The organism is Agarivorans sp. QJM3NY_30 (genome assembly GCF_050870855.2).
GTDB lineage: Bacteria > Pseudomonadota > Gammaproteobacteria > Enterobacterales > Celerinatantimonadaceae > Agarivorans.
The window spans coordinates 3,696,382-3,712,431 of record NZ_CP194038.2; the positions used below are offsets into that span (position 1 = coordinate 3,696,382).

Here is a 16,050-nt window from a genome sequence, read left to right on the forward strand (position 1 = left end):
TGACTACTGACCGTTAAACACTTGCATTGAAGGCAAAACATTTCCTTCAAAATCAAATAAGGCTTGGTTATCCCAAGAATTACCCGCCTGCCAATGATCATCGGTGTAAGTCATACCCTCTTCAGTTGCCCAAGTTGCATTTGCCACCGGTAACCATGCAGGTTCCCAGTAGAAGAGTCCTAAGCCCTGTTGATCAGGCACATTATTTAGTAATTCCATCATGTCTTTGAGAAACTTAGCTTGGCCAAGCACCGATACCGGATAGCCCTCAGCAGGCGTTTCACCGGTATAAGCGTTCGCCAACTGGTCACCATTTTTAGCGGTATAGGCGTAAGACGTTTCGGCAATAATCACCGGTTTGTGGTAGCGTTTCACGACATCCGCAATATTGGCTTTCACCGCCGCCACAGGCCCATGCCAGAAGGGGTAATAAGACATACCAATAATGTCAAAATCAACATCACGCTTGGTTATCTCGTCGAACCACCATCTAAACAGACCGTTATCACCCGCCTTCGCGAGGTGAAGCATAATTTTTACTTGCTGATCACTCCTGTAGGCGGCCTTTACTGAGGTGATACCTGATTTAAGTAACGCAGCCAAACGATCAAATTCTTTGCCATCGCCTCCCCAGCTTTTTCCTTCAGGCCATAACATGCCACTGTTTAACTCATTTCCCACTTGCACCATATCTGGCATTACCCCAGCGTCACGGTGGGCCTGCATCACCTCGGTTGTATAACTCCCCACTTTGCCTACCAATTGCTCAAAAGATAATGTCTCCCAGCCCTTCGGTTTAAACTGTTTTCCCGGATCGGTCCAAAAATCACTGTAGTGAATATCCAACAAGTACTTCATGCCGAGTTGATGAGCGCGTTGGCCAATATCAATTGCCCGAGCTAGGGTCGAATTACCACCACCATAAGGTTTACCGTCTAGCGTTTGTGGATTCACCCACACCCGCATACGTACATAGTTAATCCCATGTTGCTGCATAATTTTTAAGGGATCCATCTGCTGGTGATCTTGATAGTATTTTCCACCAAGCGCCTCAACTTCGGGGATCATCGAGATATCTACCCCTTTAATAAAGTCACTGCGTACCTGAGCTGGAACGATTGACTGTAGCTGAGGTTCAGCATTGGTCTGAGCTGACGAAGACGTGACTGACTGACAGCCCGCTAAGATAACAGAGCTTGACAACACGGCTGCCAAAGAAAGTAGAGTTAAATGTTTCATGGTTACCCTTTTGTGCTTCCTGCGGTTAATCCTGATACAAAGTATTTTTGTAGGGACAAATATAAAATGGCGACTGGAATAGATATCAATACTGCTCCAGCTGCGTAAGTTGTATAACTGGCACCCATTTTTTCGACAACCAAGTTGTACAAACCAATTGGTAAGGTGTAATTGTCGGGGGTACGTAAAATAGTGGTCGCCAAGATAAAATCGCCTAATGGTCCGGTAAAGGAAAACAAAGCGACGACCGCAATAATCGGTTTGGACAAAGGCATAATGATTTCGATGAAGATCCGAAAACTTCCCGCACCATCCATTCGTGCAGACTCGTCCAAGTCCTTAGGAATCGCATCCAAGTAACCTTTCATCAAGTAGGTATTCATTGGGATCATTCCGCCGACATAAACCAATACCAAAGCGATATGGCTATTAATGAGTCCCAACATTTGTGCCAGAACAAAAATGGCGATAAGGGCTGAAAATTGCGGCACCATTTGCAGCAGCAAAAACAGCACTAAGCCATTCTTTCTGCCTTTAAACCTAAACCTAGAAAAGGCGTAAGAAGTACAGCAAACACTAATTAGCGTTAAGACCATAGTCATGACACTAATTTTCAAACTATTCCAATACCAAGTTAAATAAGACACTTTGTCATTTTTAAATAGGGTCAAATAATGACTTAAAGTCGGTTGATCAGGGAATATTGAATCGCCCATGATGCTATTACCAGGATAAAAAGATGCCCCCACCGTCCACATCAAGGGATAAATAATGATGATACTTATCGCGATAATTAGCAGATAACTTAAAGATAACCGAATATATTTACTACGTTTAATGCTCATCGTGAATCCCTTAAGCGACTTCTTTGAAAGACTTGGTCATACGGAATTGCCATAGAGCAATACCCACTACAAAGATAGAAAGAAGCAGAGTAATCGCCGCTGCGATAGAATATTGGGAAGAAGACATGGTTAATTTATAAATCCATGACACCAGAATATCAGTTCCACCTGCATTACTGCCAATCACCGCCGGACCTCCATTATTAAACAAGTAAATAATATTAAAATTATTAAAGTTGAAGGTATATTGAGTAATTAGAATGGGTGCTATCGAATATAAAACCAAAGGTATGGTAATGGTTTTTAATTGCTGATATTTACTCGCGCCATCAATAGTCGCCGCTTCATACAGGTCATTCGGAATCGCCTGTAGTACCCCAGTAGTCATCGCAAATACAAAGGGGAAACCAAGCCATGTTTGAATTAAAATTAATGCTGTTTTAGTCCAGAAAGGGTCAGTTAACCAAGACTTAGGATCAATCCCAAAGGCATGTAATACGACGTTATTTATTACCCCAAAGGTTTCATTAAACATCCCAGTGAAAATAAGGATGGTCACAAAACCGGGGACCGCCCAAGGTAGGATAAAAATAGTTCGAATCAGCGGTTTAAACTTAAGATCTTTTTGATTCACCAGAATCGCTAATAAAACCCCCACCGTGCACTGCAGAGTGGTCGCAAGCAAGGTCCAGATCACGGTCCACTGCAACACATCTATAAAGGTCTTCCGCCATAGATTAATTTCAAAGATATTGATGAAATTTTTAAGGCCAACCCAATCCACTAACTTCGCTGGCGGAGAATTGTATAAATTGTAATTAGTGAAACCAATAGCAAAACCGAAAACGATGGGAAAAACCACCACAAATACCAACAAAATAAAAGCTGGCGAAATCATTAAATAGGGGAAACCAGACTCTAGCACCGTACGATATTGGCGACGAATAGAATTAAGTTCTTTGCCTTGATCTCTCAGTTTTCCATTAATATAGGCATCGTAAATCGATAAGGCGTAAACCCCGATCCCAAACACAGAAACGATCACCGAAATAATACCCTCGGCAAGTAGAAACACAGAGTTATCTTCTGGCAGTGATTCACCTAAAGTGAATAACCCCCAGTAGCCTGATGTTAAAAAATCATGAAAAACCCCAACAAAACTTAGTACGAAAATAAAAAATATCACCGATTTTGCCAGCTGCTTATTATATAACTGACCTAGCCCGGGAATAATAGACAAGCAAGCCGCATAAATACGGTGCTGAGTATTAGAATTAATATTGCTCGGTGATATATCTTGAGACATCGAAGGCATAAATTTTTCCTATACAACTATGTCAGCCTGAAACACTCAGGCTGACAACCACAGACTATTGGCCCATCATCGCTTGATTGGCTTCAATCTGCATTTCAATCGCTTGTACTGCACTATCTAATGCATCTTTTGGCGTCTGTTTACCTGTAGCAATCAGTTGCAAGGCACTATTAGCAGGCCCCCACACTTCATTCATCTCAGGAATCGACGGCATTGGAGTGGCATGTGCTGACTGCATAGCAACCGCTCTCGCACCAGGATTATTTTTAACAATCGGATCATCAATCAAAGCTTTTACTGCTGGAACTTCACCAGTCAGTTCGAAACGACGTTTGGCGTTGTCATAGTTATTAATGAACTCGATATATTTAAGAGCTAGATCTTTATTTTTAGAGTAGGTCGAAACACTGTAACTCTTCACCCCCATGAACGAACTCATCGGTTTACCGTTAGGTAAAGTCGGCAGCGGCGCAACACCGAAGTTAATGCCAGCTTCTTCATAAGGTTTAAAAGACCAAGGGCCGGTCTGTACAATGGCAGCTTTTTTACTAGTAAATAGTGAATCAATCGCATTCGCACCAGAATCGCCTATGATACCGCTTGGAAATGCACCATTTTTAAAGAATTTCTCGATATATTGACCACCTGCAACCGCACCATCAGTATTCAATAGCAAGTGCTTCGCATCATAAGAACCATCGGCGTTTTTAGCGAAGATATCGCCGCCCATTGCTTTCACAATTCCGTAGGCATAATAAATCTCGTCCCATTTAGCCAACAGACCATAGTTACCCTGCTCGCGGGCTTTTAACGACAACTGATAAATCTCTTCCATGGTGGCGGGCAGTTCGGGTAACAAATCTTTGTTATATACCATAACTACGGTTTCTACCGCCTTAGGGATCCCATACAACTGACCTTTGTAACTCAAGGCGTCTATCGATGATTTGGTAAAGGTATCAAGAACTGCAGCATCCACCTTCAACGGCACCAACAAACCTTGAACCACCGCACTACCAATTTGATCGTGAGGTAAGTTAATCACATCAGGACCAGTCCCTGCTGGGCCATCCATCCGTAATGACTCAACTTGACCGCCATATGGCAGTTCCTGAACCGACACTTTCACATCAAATTTTTGTTCAAATTGCTTCGTTGCTTCTTCATTACCAACTGCTTTTTGAATGTCTTCCCAGACCAACAACTTAGATTGAGCAAACACTGTTGCAGAGCTCAAGGCACTCCCCGCAATAAGTGCGACCGATACTGCTTGGCAAATCGTAAGTTTTTTCATCACGTCTCCTGAATTATTTGTGTAGGATTTATCGCTTATATTGTCGTCAGCCCTGCTCCAGAGAAAACGATTACACCGCAAAGATACGCCTACACAATGCGCAAATTCCACACTGAATAACTATATTCGTGAGCACATACGCAAAAAAAAAGAAAAAAAGGGGTAACGTTTACACTCTCTACGTATAATCCAATGAAAACCTTATCTATCTAATTTGGGAAAACGCCTTTGTCCTCTGATGAAACATATGGCAAAGCGAAAACTAACTCGAGGAAATCCCCTATGGCTTCAATTAAACTAGAGAATGTTGTAAAGCGTTTTGGCGCGACACAGACAATCCATCATGTAAATCTGTCCATTAATAATGGGGAATTTGTGGTTTTTGTTGGACCATCAGGTTGTGGTAAATCAACCCTGCTACGTATGATTGCGGGTCTAGAAGATATCAGCGAAGGTACTATATCAATTAAAGATCGGGTCGTTAACGATGTTCAACCGTCCCAACGAGGGGTGGCAATGGTCTTCCAATCCTATGCCTTATACCCACATATGACCGTCGCCGAAAACATGGGCTATGCCCTAAAAGTGAGTAAAACCCCCAAAGAACAAATTGCAAAGAAAGTTCACCAAGTGGCGCAAGCCCTGCAACTTGAAGCCTTGTTAGACCGAAAACCAGCGCAACTATCTGGCGGTCAACGTCAACGCGTCGCCATTGGTCGAGCAATTATTCGTAACCCAGATGTATTCTTATTTGATGAACCCTTATCCAACTTAGATGCCGAACTACGAGTCGATATGCGGCTACACATTGCCAAACTGCACCAAGAACTAAAATCAACCATGGTCTATGTTACCCATGACCAAGTCGAAGCCATGACTTTGGCAGATAAAATAGTGGTGCTTAAAGAAGGAGCCATTGAGCAATTTGGGAGTCCAATGGATCTTTATTACCATCCAGCGAATAAATTTGTAGCTGGTTTCATCGGTTCACCCAAAATGAACTTTATACCCGCAACCGTCTGCCATTGGTCAGAAGAAACGCTTCGAGTAAAAATTGCAGGGCAAACCCAAGAAACCAGCTTAAATATTAGCACCGAGAAATGCGCACTAGGTGACGAGTTAACTTTAGGGATCCGACCAGAACACCTCAACCTAGATGCAGGTGAGTTTGCTATCGAATTTCAATCTGAAGTGGTCGAGCGTTTAGGCAGCAGCACCTATGTATTTGGTCAAAGCTATGGCATCGAAAACTTTAAATTCCTTAATTCTGGAGATTGCCCACTCAAGCCTTATACATCAATGACGCTTTACACCGATACTGATTCTATTCATGTATTTAATCCGCAAGGGCAAAATATTAAACAATTTAAACCAGTCCTTGAAAACGCAGCCAACGCCTAAGGTCAGCAGAGTATTCAAGATGATTGCGGCAGCGGTTTGTCGACTGTTTCGATAAGGAGAAACCTGTGCTATTTAGTTGTAAAGCAGGCAATATTTCCCTCGACAAATGCTGCCTGGCAGTTTAAGTGGTGATTGAACGATATTTGCGCTGTTCACTCTGTTTCATGGTTCTTAGCGCGAAAGATCGACCGATCGATAAGAGCCCCCAAATAGCTGTGCTTTTATCATTTTTGCTAAGCCCCTAGTGTTAAATATGCTCATTTTCATGTTTAATGAGAATCTAATTTTTAATGATTGTACGCATGGAATGCGTCACAACAGCCCATTAATACAAAGAGGTAATAATGGCAACCATCAAGGATGTCGCCAAGCAAGCGGGAGTCTCCGTTGCGACTGTATCTCGAGTCATTAATAACTCCGGGAAATCTAGCCAGGCAACCAAGGTTGCGGTGAAAGCGGCAATGAAAGACATTGGCTATCGACCCAACGCCAACGCCAGAGCATTAGTCAACCAATCAACCAATACCATCGGGGTATTAATTGGCGATGTTTCCGATCCGTTTTTTGGCGGCATCGTCAAAGCAATCGATATCATCGCGCTACAACATGGAAAACACTTGCTCATCGGTAACGGCTACCACAATGCCGAGATCGAACGCAAAGCCATTGAACTGTTAATTAATAGTCGCTGCGAGTCACTGATTGTTCATAGTAAAGCCTTGAGTAATGAAGAGCTGATAGAATTTGCCCATGAAATACCTTCGATGGTACTGATCAACCGCTTTATCCCCGAAATAGCTGAGCGCTGTATTGCCTTGGATAACCACAAAGGCTCCTATCTCGCGACCGAATTTCTGATAAAAAAAGGCCACACATCCATCGGCTATATTTGTTCGAATCACAATATTGAAGATGTAGAACAGCGGAAGAATGGCTACATCGATGCCCTCAAGGCTTACCAGCTTGAGCACAGTGCAAGCCATATCGAATACGGTTCTCCCGATGAAAAAGGTGGAGAGCAAGCCATGACCAATCTACTGACCAAAAACTTACCCATTACGGCAGTGGCAGCCTATAACGATTATATGGCAGCAGGGGCACTATCAATCATTGAGGAAAATGGCATCAAGGCCCCTGAAGAGATGTCATTAATTGGTTTCGATGATGGCCTGATTGCGAAGTACTTACATCCCAAATTAACCACGATCCGCTATCCGATCCAAATGATGGCAGAAAAAGCGGCTAATTTAGCTTTAAAACTGGCAAACAAAGAGCCATGTTATAATGACATACAGATTTTTGTGCCCACTTTAGTACAGCGTTTATCGGTCGCAAATAAATAATTCACTGGTACGAATCGTACTTGTAATACGGCCCTATCGCTCAAGCACTAGCCACGCAAGCGATTCGACCCGAGCGAGCACAACAAGCCACTGATCCATCACCCACGATCAGTGAATGCCAAGCCGCATCATCAAAAAACTAACGAAGGGTGTAATAAAAAGTTAAATACACCTTTTAATCGCGAAAGTTATTAAACTGAAAGGGCTGTTCAAAATCAGCAGCGCGCATCAAGCTCATCACCGCTTGAAGATCGTCGCGTTTCTTACCCGTTACTCGAACTTGGTCACCTTGAATAGAGGCCTGCACTTTCAATTTTGCATCTTTAATTTGCTTGACGACCTTTTTAGCAATAGCTTGATCGATACCATTTTTAAAATTAACCATCTGCGAATAAGTCTTGCCAGTATGAACAATATCCGCAAGATCGATAGCCTTGGTATCAACCGAGCGTTTCACTAAAGTTCCCCGCAATATATCAAGCATTTGATTAAGCTGAAATTCAGCTTCGGCGGTCATTTTGACGCTGTCGTCTTTATATTCAAAGCTGGCTTCCACCCCGCGAAAATCAAAACGGATCTCTAATTCACGAGCGGCATTCTCACACGCATTACGAACTTCTGCGCTTTCTATTTCTGAAACGATGTCAAAAGAAGGCATGTTTTCTCTCCCTTTAGATCTGACCTTATGCGAAAATATTGCATTATATCCCTTTGTCAGCAAAAGAGTATGGTGTGGTGGCGAACCAACGCAGATTAATCTTCCGTAGCCTATTTTTCATTAGTCTAATTACAGTATTTGTATTAGCGCTACGCCCCATGGCACTGCAAGGTCCATTACAAAACACCGATAAAATTTTACACTACGGCTGCTTCTTCTATTTGGCTTGGTTAGCTCAATTAGCCCTATTTTCAAATAAAATAAACCTACTCTGCTTGCTAGCATTTGGTGCGCTGATCGAGTTATGCCAAAGTTTTACCAGCTATCGCCAAGCATCGGTGGCAGATCTACTGGCCGATTTGCTGGGCATTGGTAGTTATCTATGGTTGAGTCGTTGGGCATTATTGAAAAAGGTGAATCGATGTATCACTGCGCAATAATCGGCGCTGGCGCCATTGGGGGCTGGTTGGCCGGACATATAGGGCTGCAAAATTCGGTCTGTTTTGTCGATAGTCGACAAACAGTTTCCAGCCAGTTAGCGCTGAGCGTCACCAGTTTAACCAAAGGTACAATCCAGCTGGATGTACCGGTACTCACTCAAATACCCGACTGTCATTGGCTTATTATCTGCGTGAAAGCCCATCAAGTGCGCCCAGCCATCCAACACCTCAAGATCCCCAAAGATTGCCAAGTATTACTAATGGTGAATGGTTTAGGCGCCCACACGCCACTATTAAGCCGCGTTGACACGGGTCATCTTTGTTTGGCCAGTAATACCCATGGCGTTTTGCTACAACAAAAAACAGCCGGGCAATTAAGCGTGAAACATACCGGTTTAGGTAGAATAGACATCGGCTCGGTGATCCGCAATCAGGCCGCACCTGAGCATTTCAACTCGATTCAAAACGCCATCGCCCCTTTACTGTGGCAAGACAATATCTATCAAGCCTTGTGGTTAAAATTGGCAGTAAACTGCTGCATCAACCCGCTCACAGCCATCCACAATTGCACCAATGGCGAGCTCCTACAAACGCGCTACCGCCAACAAATCGACGCGTTGAGCCAAGAACTTAGCCAAGTGGCCCAAGCCGGGGGGATAAACTTATCTTCGCAAACCTTAACTGACACGGTATTAATGGTGGCTAGCAATACCGCCCACAACTATTCCTCAATGCAGCAAGACATAAGACATCACCGACCCAGCGAAATCGACTACATTAATGGTTATGTAGTTCGCTTAGCCGAAATCCACCAGCTGCCTTGTCAGCACCATAAAGCATTGTTGGAACAAATTAAATTATTGGAGAGTCACCATGGATAAAGTGATGGTAGCACTTGCTTCTGGCAGTGAAGAAATAGAAGCGGTGACCATAATCGACGTATTACGACGCGCTGAAATAGAGGTCGATGTAGTCAGCGTCGATGCCGATGAACAACTACAAATCACAGCGTCTCGGGGTGTGAAGCTGGTCGCAGACAAGTTGCTCTCGCAGATTTCCGCTAACGACTATTGCATGTTTGTACTACCGGGAGGGGTCCCCGGAAGCGAACGTTTTCGAGATAGTGAAGACTTAATCACCATGCTGCAACAACGCCATGCTCAGCAGTGGTTAGCGGCTATTTGTGCAGCCCCCGCTATCGTACTGGCACACCATCAGCTGCTGGGTCGAGCTCAGGTAACGGGTCATCCGGTTTTTCAACAAAGACTGCCCAAAACGCAACGAACCAAGCAACGAGTAGTGGTGGATCACCCCCATAAACTCATTACTAGTCAAGGACCGGGAACAGCCATCGAATTTAGCCTGGCGCTAGTGGCACAAATTAAAGGGCAAGCACTCGCTGACTCGATTGCAATACCGATGATCATGGCCAAATAGCCTCAACAATTTTCTTAGTCCAGCCAACAAAAATTTATGCTTCGCCTCGTGATTGCAAGTAACAATGTCGATGACGAGCCGACATGTTCTAATAGCAACCGCTGTAGACTCAATAATCTTGAATATGCCAATAGTCTCCGGCCACTTGCAAGTGTGAATGACCCAGATTTTGGCTAATTCAGCGACAACATCTTGATTCGAAAAATCTATGAGCGCCAACGCCATCAAACAAAGAACAATAAAGCCTTCTTAGTTTAACCTCATGTATTTTCAAGCAACAATGATCAAATCAAACTTGGAAAAAAATGAAAAAGAAGATTCTATGAGGGAGTCAAACTTAGCGCCATGGGCGCTAAGTTTGACCAACAAGCGAGGATTATTTAATCACAACGCGGGCATTACGCGCCTGTACTGGGCGATTATTAGGGTGATGTAATACTTCAACAAATTGCTCGATTTGCTGTTTCGATGCACTCACCGGCTGTTTCATCACTAACCAAACCACACCTTCGCTACAAGGCGGCGTTGTTAACGAGCCATTAAAACGATAGTAATCATGATCTTCCGGAAGCAGACTAAGGGCACTCACTTGCTGCTCAAGCTTGAATTTCTCACCCGTTTTATGCGGCAATTGTGCCCACGCTTTGGCAAGCTCTGGATTTGTTTTACCTGCTTCAAACATCACCGCCACAACCGCTAAATGGCCTTCAGCATCGGCATGTACAAAATGAGCTTCCATTGGGAAAGACTGGCCTTCAATGGTATTTTCACTGGGAGCATGAAAATGAAATTGCTTCAGCTCAAAACTGTGACCGTCAACACTCAGTTTGCTACCAGCTGCATAATTGACTTGCACCGCATGGCCATTGTTCAAAATTTGCTGACCCGCCACTTGATAGTCAAAAGACAAGGGCGCTAATTCGCCTTCGACACTGTCACTGATATCGATAGGTGACTGATTGACACCACTCGCGCAAGTCGCAAAAGCGGGTGACAATTCAGCCCAATGCTCCGGGCCTTGATGTCCGGTATAGCCCCAATGATTACCTTCTTGAGCAATGACGGTACTAGATATAAGCAGCGCTGAAGCCAATACACTCAGTTTAATCGAAGCCTTATTCATTCATTATTTCCTTTTTATTGATTACACGATATGTCATAAAATTATGCTGATGACTTTTATACGGCCTGCTAAGCAAAACACCAACCATTAAGTCGAGATAAACTTGTTCAGCTAAGCAAAGTAAAATTTACGCCCACAAATGCCTCTTCAAAATATCTGGAACAAATCATCAGTTTTAACAATAGCTGCAAGCGCGACGTACCGGTCGGTATCATCTGAGGCAAGTAAGGCAAGGCAAACTCAGCTTATCACTGACAAAGCGGTTGTTGCCCCTGTTCGCAAATTTCCAAAGCGGTATAGATGATCGGCGCAAGTGTTTTACCCTGACCAATTGAATGGAGTGCATAGATGGCCTGATACCCCATATCAAAGGGCCTTTGGCCGACATTGCCATGGGCGAAACCTTCCGCTAACAACTGCTTTTGCTTCGGTAATGTATCCCCAAACAACAAGATCAATTGGCGTGAGTTAAGTCGGTCAAGGTAAGGACTGACCGAGTCAGTATATTTTAAGGGCGTTGCTTGGGCCCCCATACCCAAGGTAATCAATACATTTAGCAAGTCTGGAGAATACATATGTAAACGGATCATTTTATCTAAAGTGGTCAGCCCTCTATCGGCATCGTCATCGGCAAAAATAGGACAGCGGGTATGCTCTTCCCAGAGCGGCGCTTCATCTTGATTATTATTCCCTAACGCGGCATATAGGCCACTGATGCGTTCCTGCATATTAGTCGCGGCACGGTGACCGGAAAGCACGCAAAATACCCCGCCTTGTGGCCTAAGACGCTGAGCAAGTAGGCCCAGTTGATAGCCAAACTGAAAGTTATCGCTACCGATATAACTATAACGTAACTGAGGATTTTTCAGCAAAGCGACTTCAGAAAAATCCGAATCAAAGGTAATCACCGGGATATTTTTTTCGGCAGCTAACAGCATACTTCGCTTGGTCAACACCCGAGAGTTAATCACCGAAACCGCAATCCCATCAATTCCCGATTCTATTTGCTGACTAATAATCTTATCTTGAAAGCGAGCATCGGCTTCTTCGGGGCCTAGATAGAGACACTCAACATTTAGCTCTGCCGCTGCTTGCATGCAGCCTTTTTCCACAGCATCAAAAAAGGGAGAATCGATACTTTTTGGGATCACTAAATAGCGGAGTTTATGCTGCTGCGCCATCGCCTCAAAGCTCAGAAAAAAAACCGCTAAAATGATCAATAGAGATTTCATGGTGACACCGCGTCTGATTAAGCACTGTTATAAGCTAAGTCAATAAATCAGCCTTGGTAAAGAGAATATCCAGCATTTGAATACCTGATCACGCTTTGTGAAGGGGAGGCGTAAAATAAGCACTAAATACAATCTATCCGCAGCTAAAAATAACTATTTGAGGTTCAACGAGTCTGTTGATTAACGGAACGCATCGCTCGGAAATTGAAAAGGGAGAGCCGATGGCTTGGTTTTTTTGTATGGTAAAGACAAACAAACAGATAAGAGGTAAGCGCTATGAATATCAACCGTAGTGGATTCTCGGCTCTTAGTAGAGGGCGTTCAGTATTCTGCGATGCTGATTGTAAACCTTATAATCATTGTTGAGGGCTAAAGCCAAAAGCATTAACCAGTCGACAAAACGGTTATTAAGGAATGCTAAAACGCCCGAGGCTCGGCGAAAGCCACGCACTACATCAATGGCAAAGTGGCTGTTGCCCCTGCACACAAACTTCTAAATCAGTATAAATGATTGGCGCAAGTGTTTTGCCCTGCCTAATGCTATGTAGTGCGTAAATCGCCTGATACCCCATATCATAGGGCCTTTGGCCTACATTTCCATGAGCTAAGCCTTCGATTAACAACTGTTTTTGCTTAGGTAAGGTATCGCCAAACAGCAAGATCAATTGTCGTGAGTTAAGTTCCTTGAGGTAGGGGCTAACAACGTCGGTGTATTTTAATGTTAATGTTTGAGCGCCGGTACCTAGATTAATTAACACATCTAATAACTCAGGAGCATAGGCATGTAAGCGCAGCATTTTTTCTAAATTAGAGAGTGCTCTATGTGCATCATCATCAGAGTAAATTGGGCAGCGAGTATGTTCTTCCCAAAGCTCATTCTTATGCTCATCATTGAGTTTTAAAGCCGCATACACGCCAGCCATGCGCTCTTCCATATTCGCCGCAGCTCGATGTCCAGACAAAATACAAAAGACCCCTCCTTTCGGTTTTAAGCGCTTGGTTAGTAGGCCTAATTGATAGCCAAACTGAAAGTTATCACTGCCAATGTAGCTATAACGTAATTGAGGATTATCTTGCAGGGCTTGCTCCGAAAAATCCGAATCAAAGCTAATGACCGGGATGTTTTTTTGGGCTGCCAACAACATACTACGGTTAACCAACACCCGAGAGTTAATCACCGAAACCGCAATCCCATCAATCCCGGCGTCTATTTGCTGACGAATGATGGTATCTTGAAAGCGAGCATCCGCTTCTTCGGGCCCGAGATAGAGACACTCAACATTTAACTCGATCGCAGCTTGCTTGCAGCCTTTTTCCACGGCATCAAAAAAAGGAGAGTCGACACTTTTGGGGATCACCAAATAACGGAGTTTTTGCGCCTGCGCCATAGTCCCAAGACTCAGAATAAAAACCGTTAAAATAGTCAGTAAAGACTTCATGCTGATACCGCGTCTAGTGATAATCCTTTAATAAGCTAAGACAACAAATCGATCTTGGTAAAGAGAACATCTAGCATTTGGACACTCGGTCACGCTTTATTGAAAAAGAAAGTACCCAGTAAGCGCTGAATTTTTCCTATCGGTAAATGTAAAACAAGCATGCCTAGACAACACCGCTAAGTCTCAAGTTAAAAGCGAGGCGCTATGATTTGCTCACTCTTGCTCCGTATAGAGCTTGGCAAACTGCCGATAACGCGCCAAATTTACTCCTCGATCAGAGTAACCGACTCGAGACTGCGAACGAAAATGAACTTGCTGTTGTCGTGGGTCAAAGTACAGCTCAACATCGTCGCGAAAGCGCAGCTTAGCGGTAATAAACACCGTGTGAACATAAACTTCATTACGGAGCATCACTTGGTTGTTCCCCATTTTCGCCAACGCGCCTAAAGCAGCCAATTGAGTTTGTTTTAAATCCCCTTTAAAGGGTAACGCCGCAACTTTTTTACTCTCGTTTTGAGCTTCTGTTGACACGCCATTAGGCGTGCTCGCCAGCGCAGCTAAATGACCATCCTTGAGGCCGAGGTTGCTTGGCATTTTGAGGTTTTGATAACTCATCCCCCCAAGCAATACCAGTAGTACCAAAACCGTCCCAAGCAACACCATCTTCATTATCTCGCCTATTCACCACTCAAACCTGTATTCACGACTATAGCTCACTGTAAAGCAAAAAAAAGCCAAGCACTTCGCTAAAAGTGCTTGGCTTGTTCAGTCTTTTTAAATAGTTAAGCTTGCGGGCGCATCGCTGGGAATAAGATAACATCACGAATAGTATGGCTGTTGGTGAACAACATCACCAAGCGATCAATGCCAATCCCCTGCCCAGCAGTCGGTGCTAAACCATGTTCTAGCGCAGTAATATAATCTGCATCGTAAAACATCGCTTCATCATCACCGGCATCTTTTTGTGAAACCTGGTCTTTGAAGCGTTGATCTTGATCTTGTGCGTCATTTAACTCAGAGAAACCGTTGGCAATTTCACGCCCACCCACAAAGAATTCAAAACGATCGGTAATCATCGGATCGTTATCATTACGACGAGCTAAAGGAGACACCTCCGCTGGATATTCGGTAATGAAAGTCGGTTGAATCAAACGGTGCTCAACGGTCTCTTCAAAGATTTCGGTAATCACTTTACCAAGACCCCAATTGGCTTGCACTTCAATACCAAGTTGCTTCGCCACTGCGCTGGCAGCCTCGAGACTTTGCAACTGTTCAACACCCAGTTCAGGGTTGAAATCCAGAATCGATTGCTTCATTGGAATACGCTGATAGGTACTCCCAAAATCAAATTCTTCGTCACCATAACGCACTACGCTTGAACCCAATACTTCTTGGGTAATGCTGCGCAACATCGATTCGGTGAGATCCATTAAATCTTCGAAGGTTGCATAAGCCATATAGAATTCCATCATGGTGAATTCTGGATTATGGCGAGGTGATAAACCTTCGTTACGGAAGTTACGGTTAATCTCAAACACTCGCTCAAAGCCACCTACCACTAAACGCTTCAAATATAGCTCTGGCGCAATCCGCAGGAACATCTCTTGGTCGAGGGAGTTATGGTGAGTCACAAATGGACGCGCAGTCGCGCCACCAGGAATCACTTGCATCATCGGTGTTTCCACTTCCATAAACTGATGTTTAATCATGAATTGACGGATGGCTGAGATAATTTTAGAGCGGATCATGAAGGTCGTACGTGAATCTTCATTCATGATCAAATCAACATAACGTTGGCGATAACGTTGCTCTTGGTCGGTTAAACCGTGGAACTTCTCAGGCAAGGGACGTAGGGCTTTGGTCAATAAAGCGTAGTCATCCATATTCACATAGAGATCGCCCTTACCCGACTTGTGTAGCGCTCCTTTAACACCAATAATGTCACCGATGTCTAAGCCACCGATTTCTTTAAGCGCTTGTTGTACCGGCTTTGGCGCATAAGCTTGAATACGACCAGAAACATCTTGTAACACCAAAAATGGACCACGTTTCGCCATAATACGACCTGCAATGCTCACCACATTACCGGCTTGTTCAAGCTCATCTTTAGACAGTTCACCAAAACTTTGCAGTAAACTGTCTGCTAAATGCTCACGTTTGAAATGATTTGGATGGCCATTGGCTGCACAGTTTTCGCGGATCTTGTCTAACTTAGCGCGACGCTCTGCAATTAGTTTATTTTCTTCTTGTGTTACTTGTTCCAGACTTTGTTCTGTTTGTTCCG

General features: G+C 43.9%; 15 protein-coding genes. 5 read left to right on the plus strand and 10 right to left on the minus strand.

The annotated features are described in order from the left end of the window. Window positions 1-3: 3 nt before the first annotated feature. The 4 genes from ACRRSX_RS16830 to ACRRSX_RS16845 are packed head-to-tail and all read right to left on the minus strand — an operon-like array spanning window position 4 to window position 4,693. On the minus strand, window positions 4-1,239 hold the full coding sequence (locus tag ACRRSX_RS16830; RefSeq protein WP_432452062.1) for a glycoside hydrolase family 53 protein: 1,236 nt from the start codon (window positions 1,237-1,239) through the stop codon (window positions 4-6). Window positions 1,240-1,241: 2 nt separating this feature from the next. After that, window positions 1,242-2,084, minus strand: a complete 843-nt coding sequence (locus ACRRSX_RS16835) for a sugar ABC transporter permease (RefSeq protein WP_432452061.1) — start codon at window positions 2,082-2,084, stop codon at window positions 1,242-1,244. Window positions 2,085-2,094: 10 nt separating this feature from the next. Next, the gene (locus ACRRSX_RS16840) at window positions 2,095-3,399 is read right to left on the minus strand and encodes an ABC transporter permease subunit (RefSeq protein WP_432452060.1); all 1,305 of its coding nucleotides are present in this window, start codon (window positions 3,397-3,399) and stop codon (window positions 2,095-2,097) included. Between the two features lie 55 nt (window positions 3,400-3,454). Further along, window positions 3,455-4,693 carry an extracellular solute-binding protein gene (locus tag ACRRSX_RS16845; protein ID WP_432452059.1) on the minus strand — a complete coding sequence of 413 codons (1,239 nt, stop codon included), beginning with the start codon at window positions 4,691-4,693 and terminating at the stop codon, window positions 3,455-3,457. A 282-nt stretch (window positions 4,694-4,975) separates the two neighbouring features. On the opposite strand from ACRRSX_RS16845, the gene ACRRSX_RS16850 reads away from it, so the two are divergent. Together ACRRSX_RS16850 and ACRRSX_RS16855 are read left to right on the plus strand one after the other, a co-directional pair. After that, on the plus strand, window positions 4,976-6,094 hold the full coding sequence (locus tag ACRRSX_RS16850; protein WP_432452058.1) for an ABC transporter ATP-binding protein: 1,119 nt from the start codon (window positions 4,976-4,978) through the stop codon (window positions 6,092-6,094). A 344-nt stretch (window positions 6,095-6,438) separates the two neighbouring features. After that, complete coding sequence (locus ACRRSX_RS16855; protein ID WP_432452057.1) at window positions 6,439-7,437, plus strand: substrate-binding domain-containing protein; 999 nt, start codon at window positions 6,439-6,441, stop codon at window positions 7,435-7,437. Between the two features lie 175 nt (window positions 7,438-7,612). On the opposite strand, the gene ACRRSX_RS16860 is transcribed toward ACRRSX_RS16855, so the two are convergent. Continuing rightward, on the minus strand, window positions 7,613-8,095 hold the full coding sequence (locus tag ACRRSX_RS16860; RefSeq protein ID WP_432452056.1) for a YajQ family cyclic di-GMP-binding protein: 483 nt from the start codon (window positions 8,093-8,095) through the stop codon (window positions 7,613-7,615). A 74-nt stretch (window positions 8,096-8,169) separates the two neighbouring features. Between ACRRSX_RS16860 and ACRRSX_RS16865 the strand changes: the two genes are divergently transcribed. From ACRRSX_RS16865 to ACRRSX_RS16875, 3 genes are read left to right on the plus strand one after another with little or no spacing between them, the layout of a single operon-like run. Continuing rightward, window positions 8,170-8,535, plus strand: coding sequence for a VanZ family protein (locus tag ACRRSX_RS16865; RefSeq protein WP_432452055.1), 366 nt, complete (start codon window positions 8,170-8,172; stop codon window positions 8,533-8,535). Next, a complete protein-coding gene (locus ACRRSX_RS16870; RefSeq protein ID WP_432452054.1) occupies window positions 8,478-9,416 on the plus strand; it encodes a ketopantoate reductase family protein in 939 nt (312 codons plus the stop codon). The genes ACRRSX_RS16865 and ACRRSX_RS16870 overlap by 58 nt, the downstream gene beginning before the upstream one ends. Further along, on the plus strand, window positions 9,409-9,972 hold the full coding sequence (locus ACRRSX_RS16875; protein ID WP_432452053.1) for a DJ-1 family glyoxalase III: 564 nt from the start codon (window positions 9,409-9,411) through the stop codon (window positions 9,970-9,972). Before ACRRSX_RS16870 ends, ACRRSX_RS16875 begins: the two co-directional genes overlap by 8 nt. A gap of 376 nt (window positions 9,973-10,348) precedes the next feature. Here the strand turns inward: ACRRSX_RS16875 and ACRRSX_RS16880 are convergent, their stop codons facing one another. The 5 genes from ACRRSX_RS16880 to lysS all read right to left on the minus strand — a co-directional run bounded on the left by ACRRSX_RS16880 (window position 10,349) and on the right by lysS (window position 16,030). Continuing rightward, entirely contained in the window at window positions 10,349-11,095 is a 747-nt protein-coding gene (locus ACRRSX_RS16880) for a carbonic anhydrase (protein WP_432452052.1), read from the minus strand. 248 nt (window positions 11,096-11,343) lie between these two features. After that, entirely contained in the window at window positions 11,344-12,327 is a 984-nt protein-coding gene (locus ACRRSX_RS16885; RefSeq protein ID WP_432452051.1) for a substrate-binding domain-containing protein, read from the minus strand. A gap of 455 nt (window positions 12,328-12,782) precedes the next feature. Next, window positions 12,783-13,766, minus strand: a complete 984-nt coding sequence (locus ACRRSX_RS16890) for a substrate-binding domain-containing protein (RefSeq protein WP_432452050.1) — start codon at window positions 13,764-13,766, stop codon at window positions 12,783-12,785. Between the two features lie 213 nt (window positions 13,767-13,979). After that, a complete protein-coding gene (locus tag ACRRSX_RS16895; protein WP_432452049.1) occupies window positions 13,980-14,435 on the minus strand; it encodes a DUF1499 domain-containing protein in 456 nt (151 codons plus the stop codon). 113 nt (window positions 14,436-14,548) lie between these two features. Continuing rightward, window positions 14,549-16,030, minus strand: a complete 1,482-nt coding sequence (gene lysS / locus ACRRSX_RS16900; RefSeq protein WP_432456151.1) for a lysine--tRNA ligase — start codon at window positions 16,028-16,030, stop codon at window positions 14,549-14,551. Window positions 16,031-16,050: the final 20 nt, after the last annotated feature.

Coding starts and splice junctions, on each gene's coding strand:
- ACRRSX_RS16830 (WP_432452062.1), bottom strand. CDS start 1,239: ATGAAACATTTAACTCTACTTTCTTTGGCAGCCGTGTTGTCAAGCTCT.
- ACRRSX_RS16835 (WP_432452061.1), bottom strand. CDS start 2,084: ATGAGCATTAAACGTAGTAAATATATTCGGTTATCTTTAAGTTATCTG.
- ACRRSX_RS16840 (WP_432452060.1), bottom strand. CDS start 3,399: ATGCCTTCGATGTCTCAAGATATATCACCGAGCAATATTAATTCTAAT.
- ACRRSX_RS16845 (WP_432452059.1), bottom strand. CDS start 4,693: ATGAAAAAACTTACGATTTGCCAAGCAGTATCGGTCGCACTTATTGCG.
- ACRRSX_RS16850 (WP_432452058.1), top strand. CDS start 4,976: ATGGCTTCAATTAAACTAGAGAATGTTGTAAAGCGTTTTGGCGCGACA.
- ACRRSX_RS16855 (WP_432452057.1), top strand. CDS start 6,439: ATGGCAACCATCAAGGATGTCGCCAAGCAAGCGGGAGTCTCCGTTGCG.
- ACRRSX_RS16860 (WP_432452056.1), bottom strand. CDS start 8,095: ATGCCTTCTTTTGACATCGTTTCAGAAATAGAAAGCGCAGAAGTTCGT.
- ACRRSX_RS16870 (WP_432452054.1), top strand. CDS start 8,478: ATGGTTGAGTCGTTGGGCATTATTGAAAAAGGTGAATCGATGTATCAC.
- ACRRSX_RS16875 (WP_432452053.1), top strand. CDS start 9,409: ATGGATAAAGTGATGGTAGCACTTGCTTCTGGCAGTGAAGAAATAGAA.
- ACRRSX_RS16880 (WP_432452052.1), bottom strand. CDS start 11,095: ATGAATAAGGCTTCGATTAAACTGAGTGTATTGGCTTCAGCGCTGCTT.
- ACRRSX_RS16885 (WP_432452051.1), bottom strand. CDS start 12,327: ATGAAATCTCTATTGATCATTTTAGCGGTTTTTTTTCTGAGCTTTGAG.
- ACRRSX_RS16890 (WP_432452050.1), bottom strand. CDS start 13,766: ATGAAGTCTTTACTGACTATTTTAACGGTTTTTATTCTGAGTCTTGGG.
- ACRRSX_RS16895 (WP_432452049.1), bottom strand. CDS start 14,435: ATGAAGATGGTGTTGCTTGGGACGGTTTTGGTACTACTGGTATTGCTT.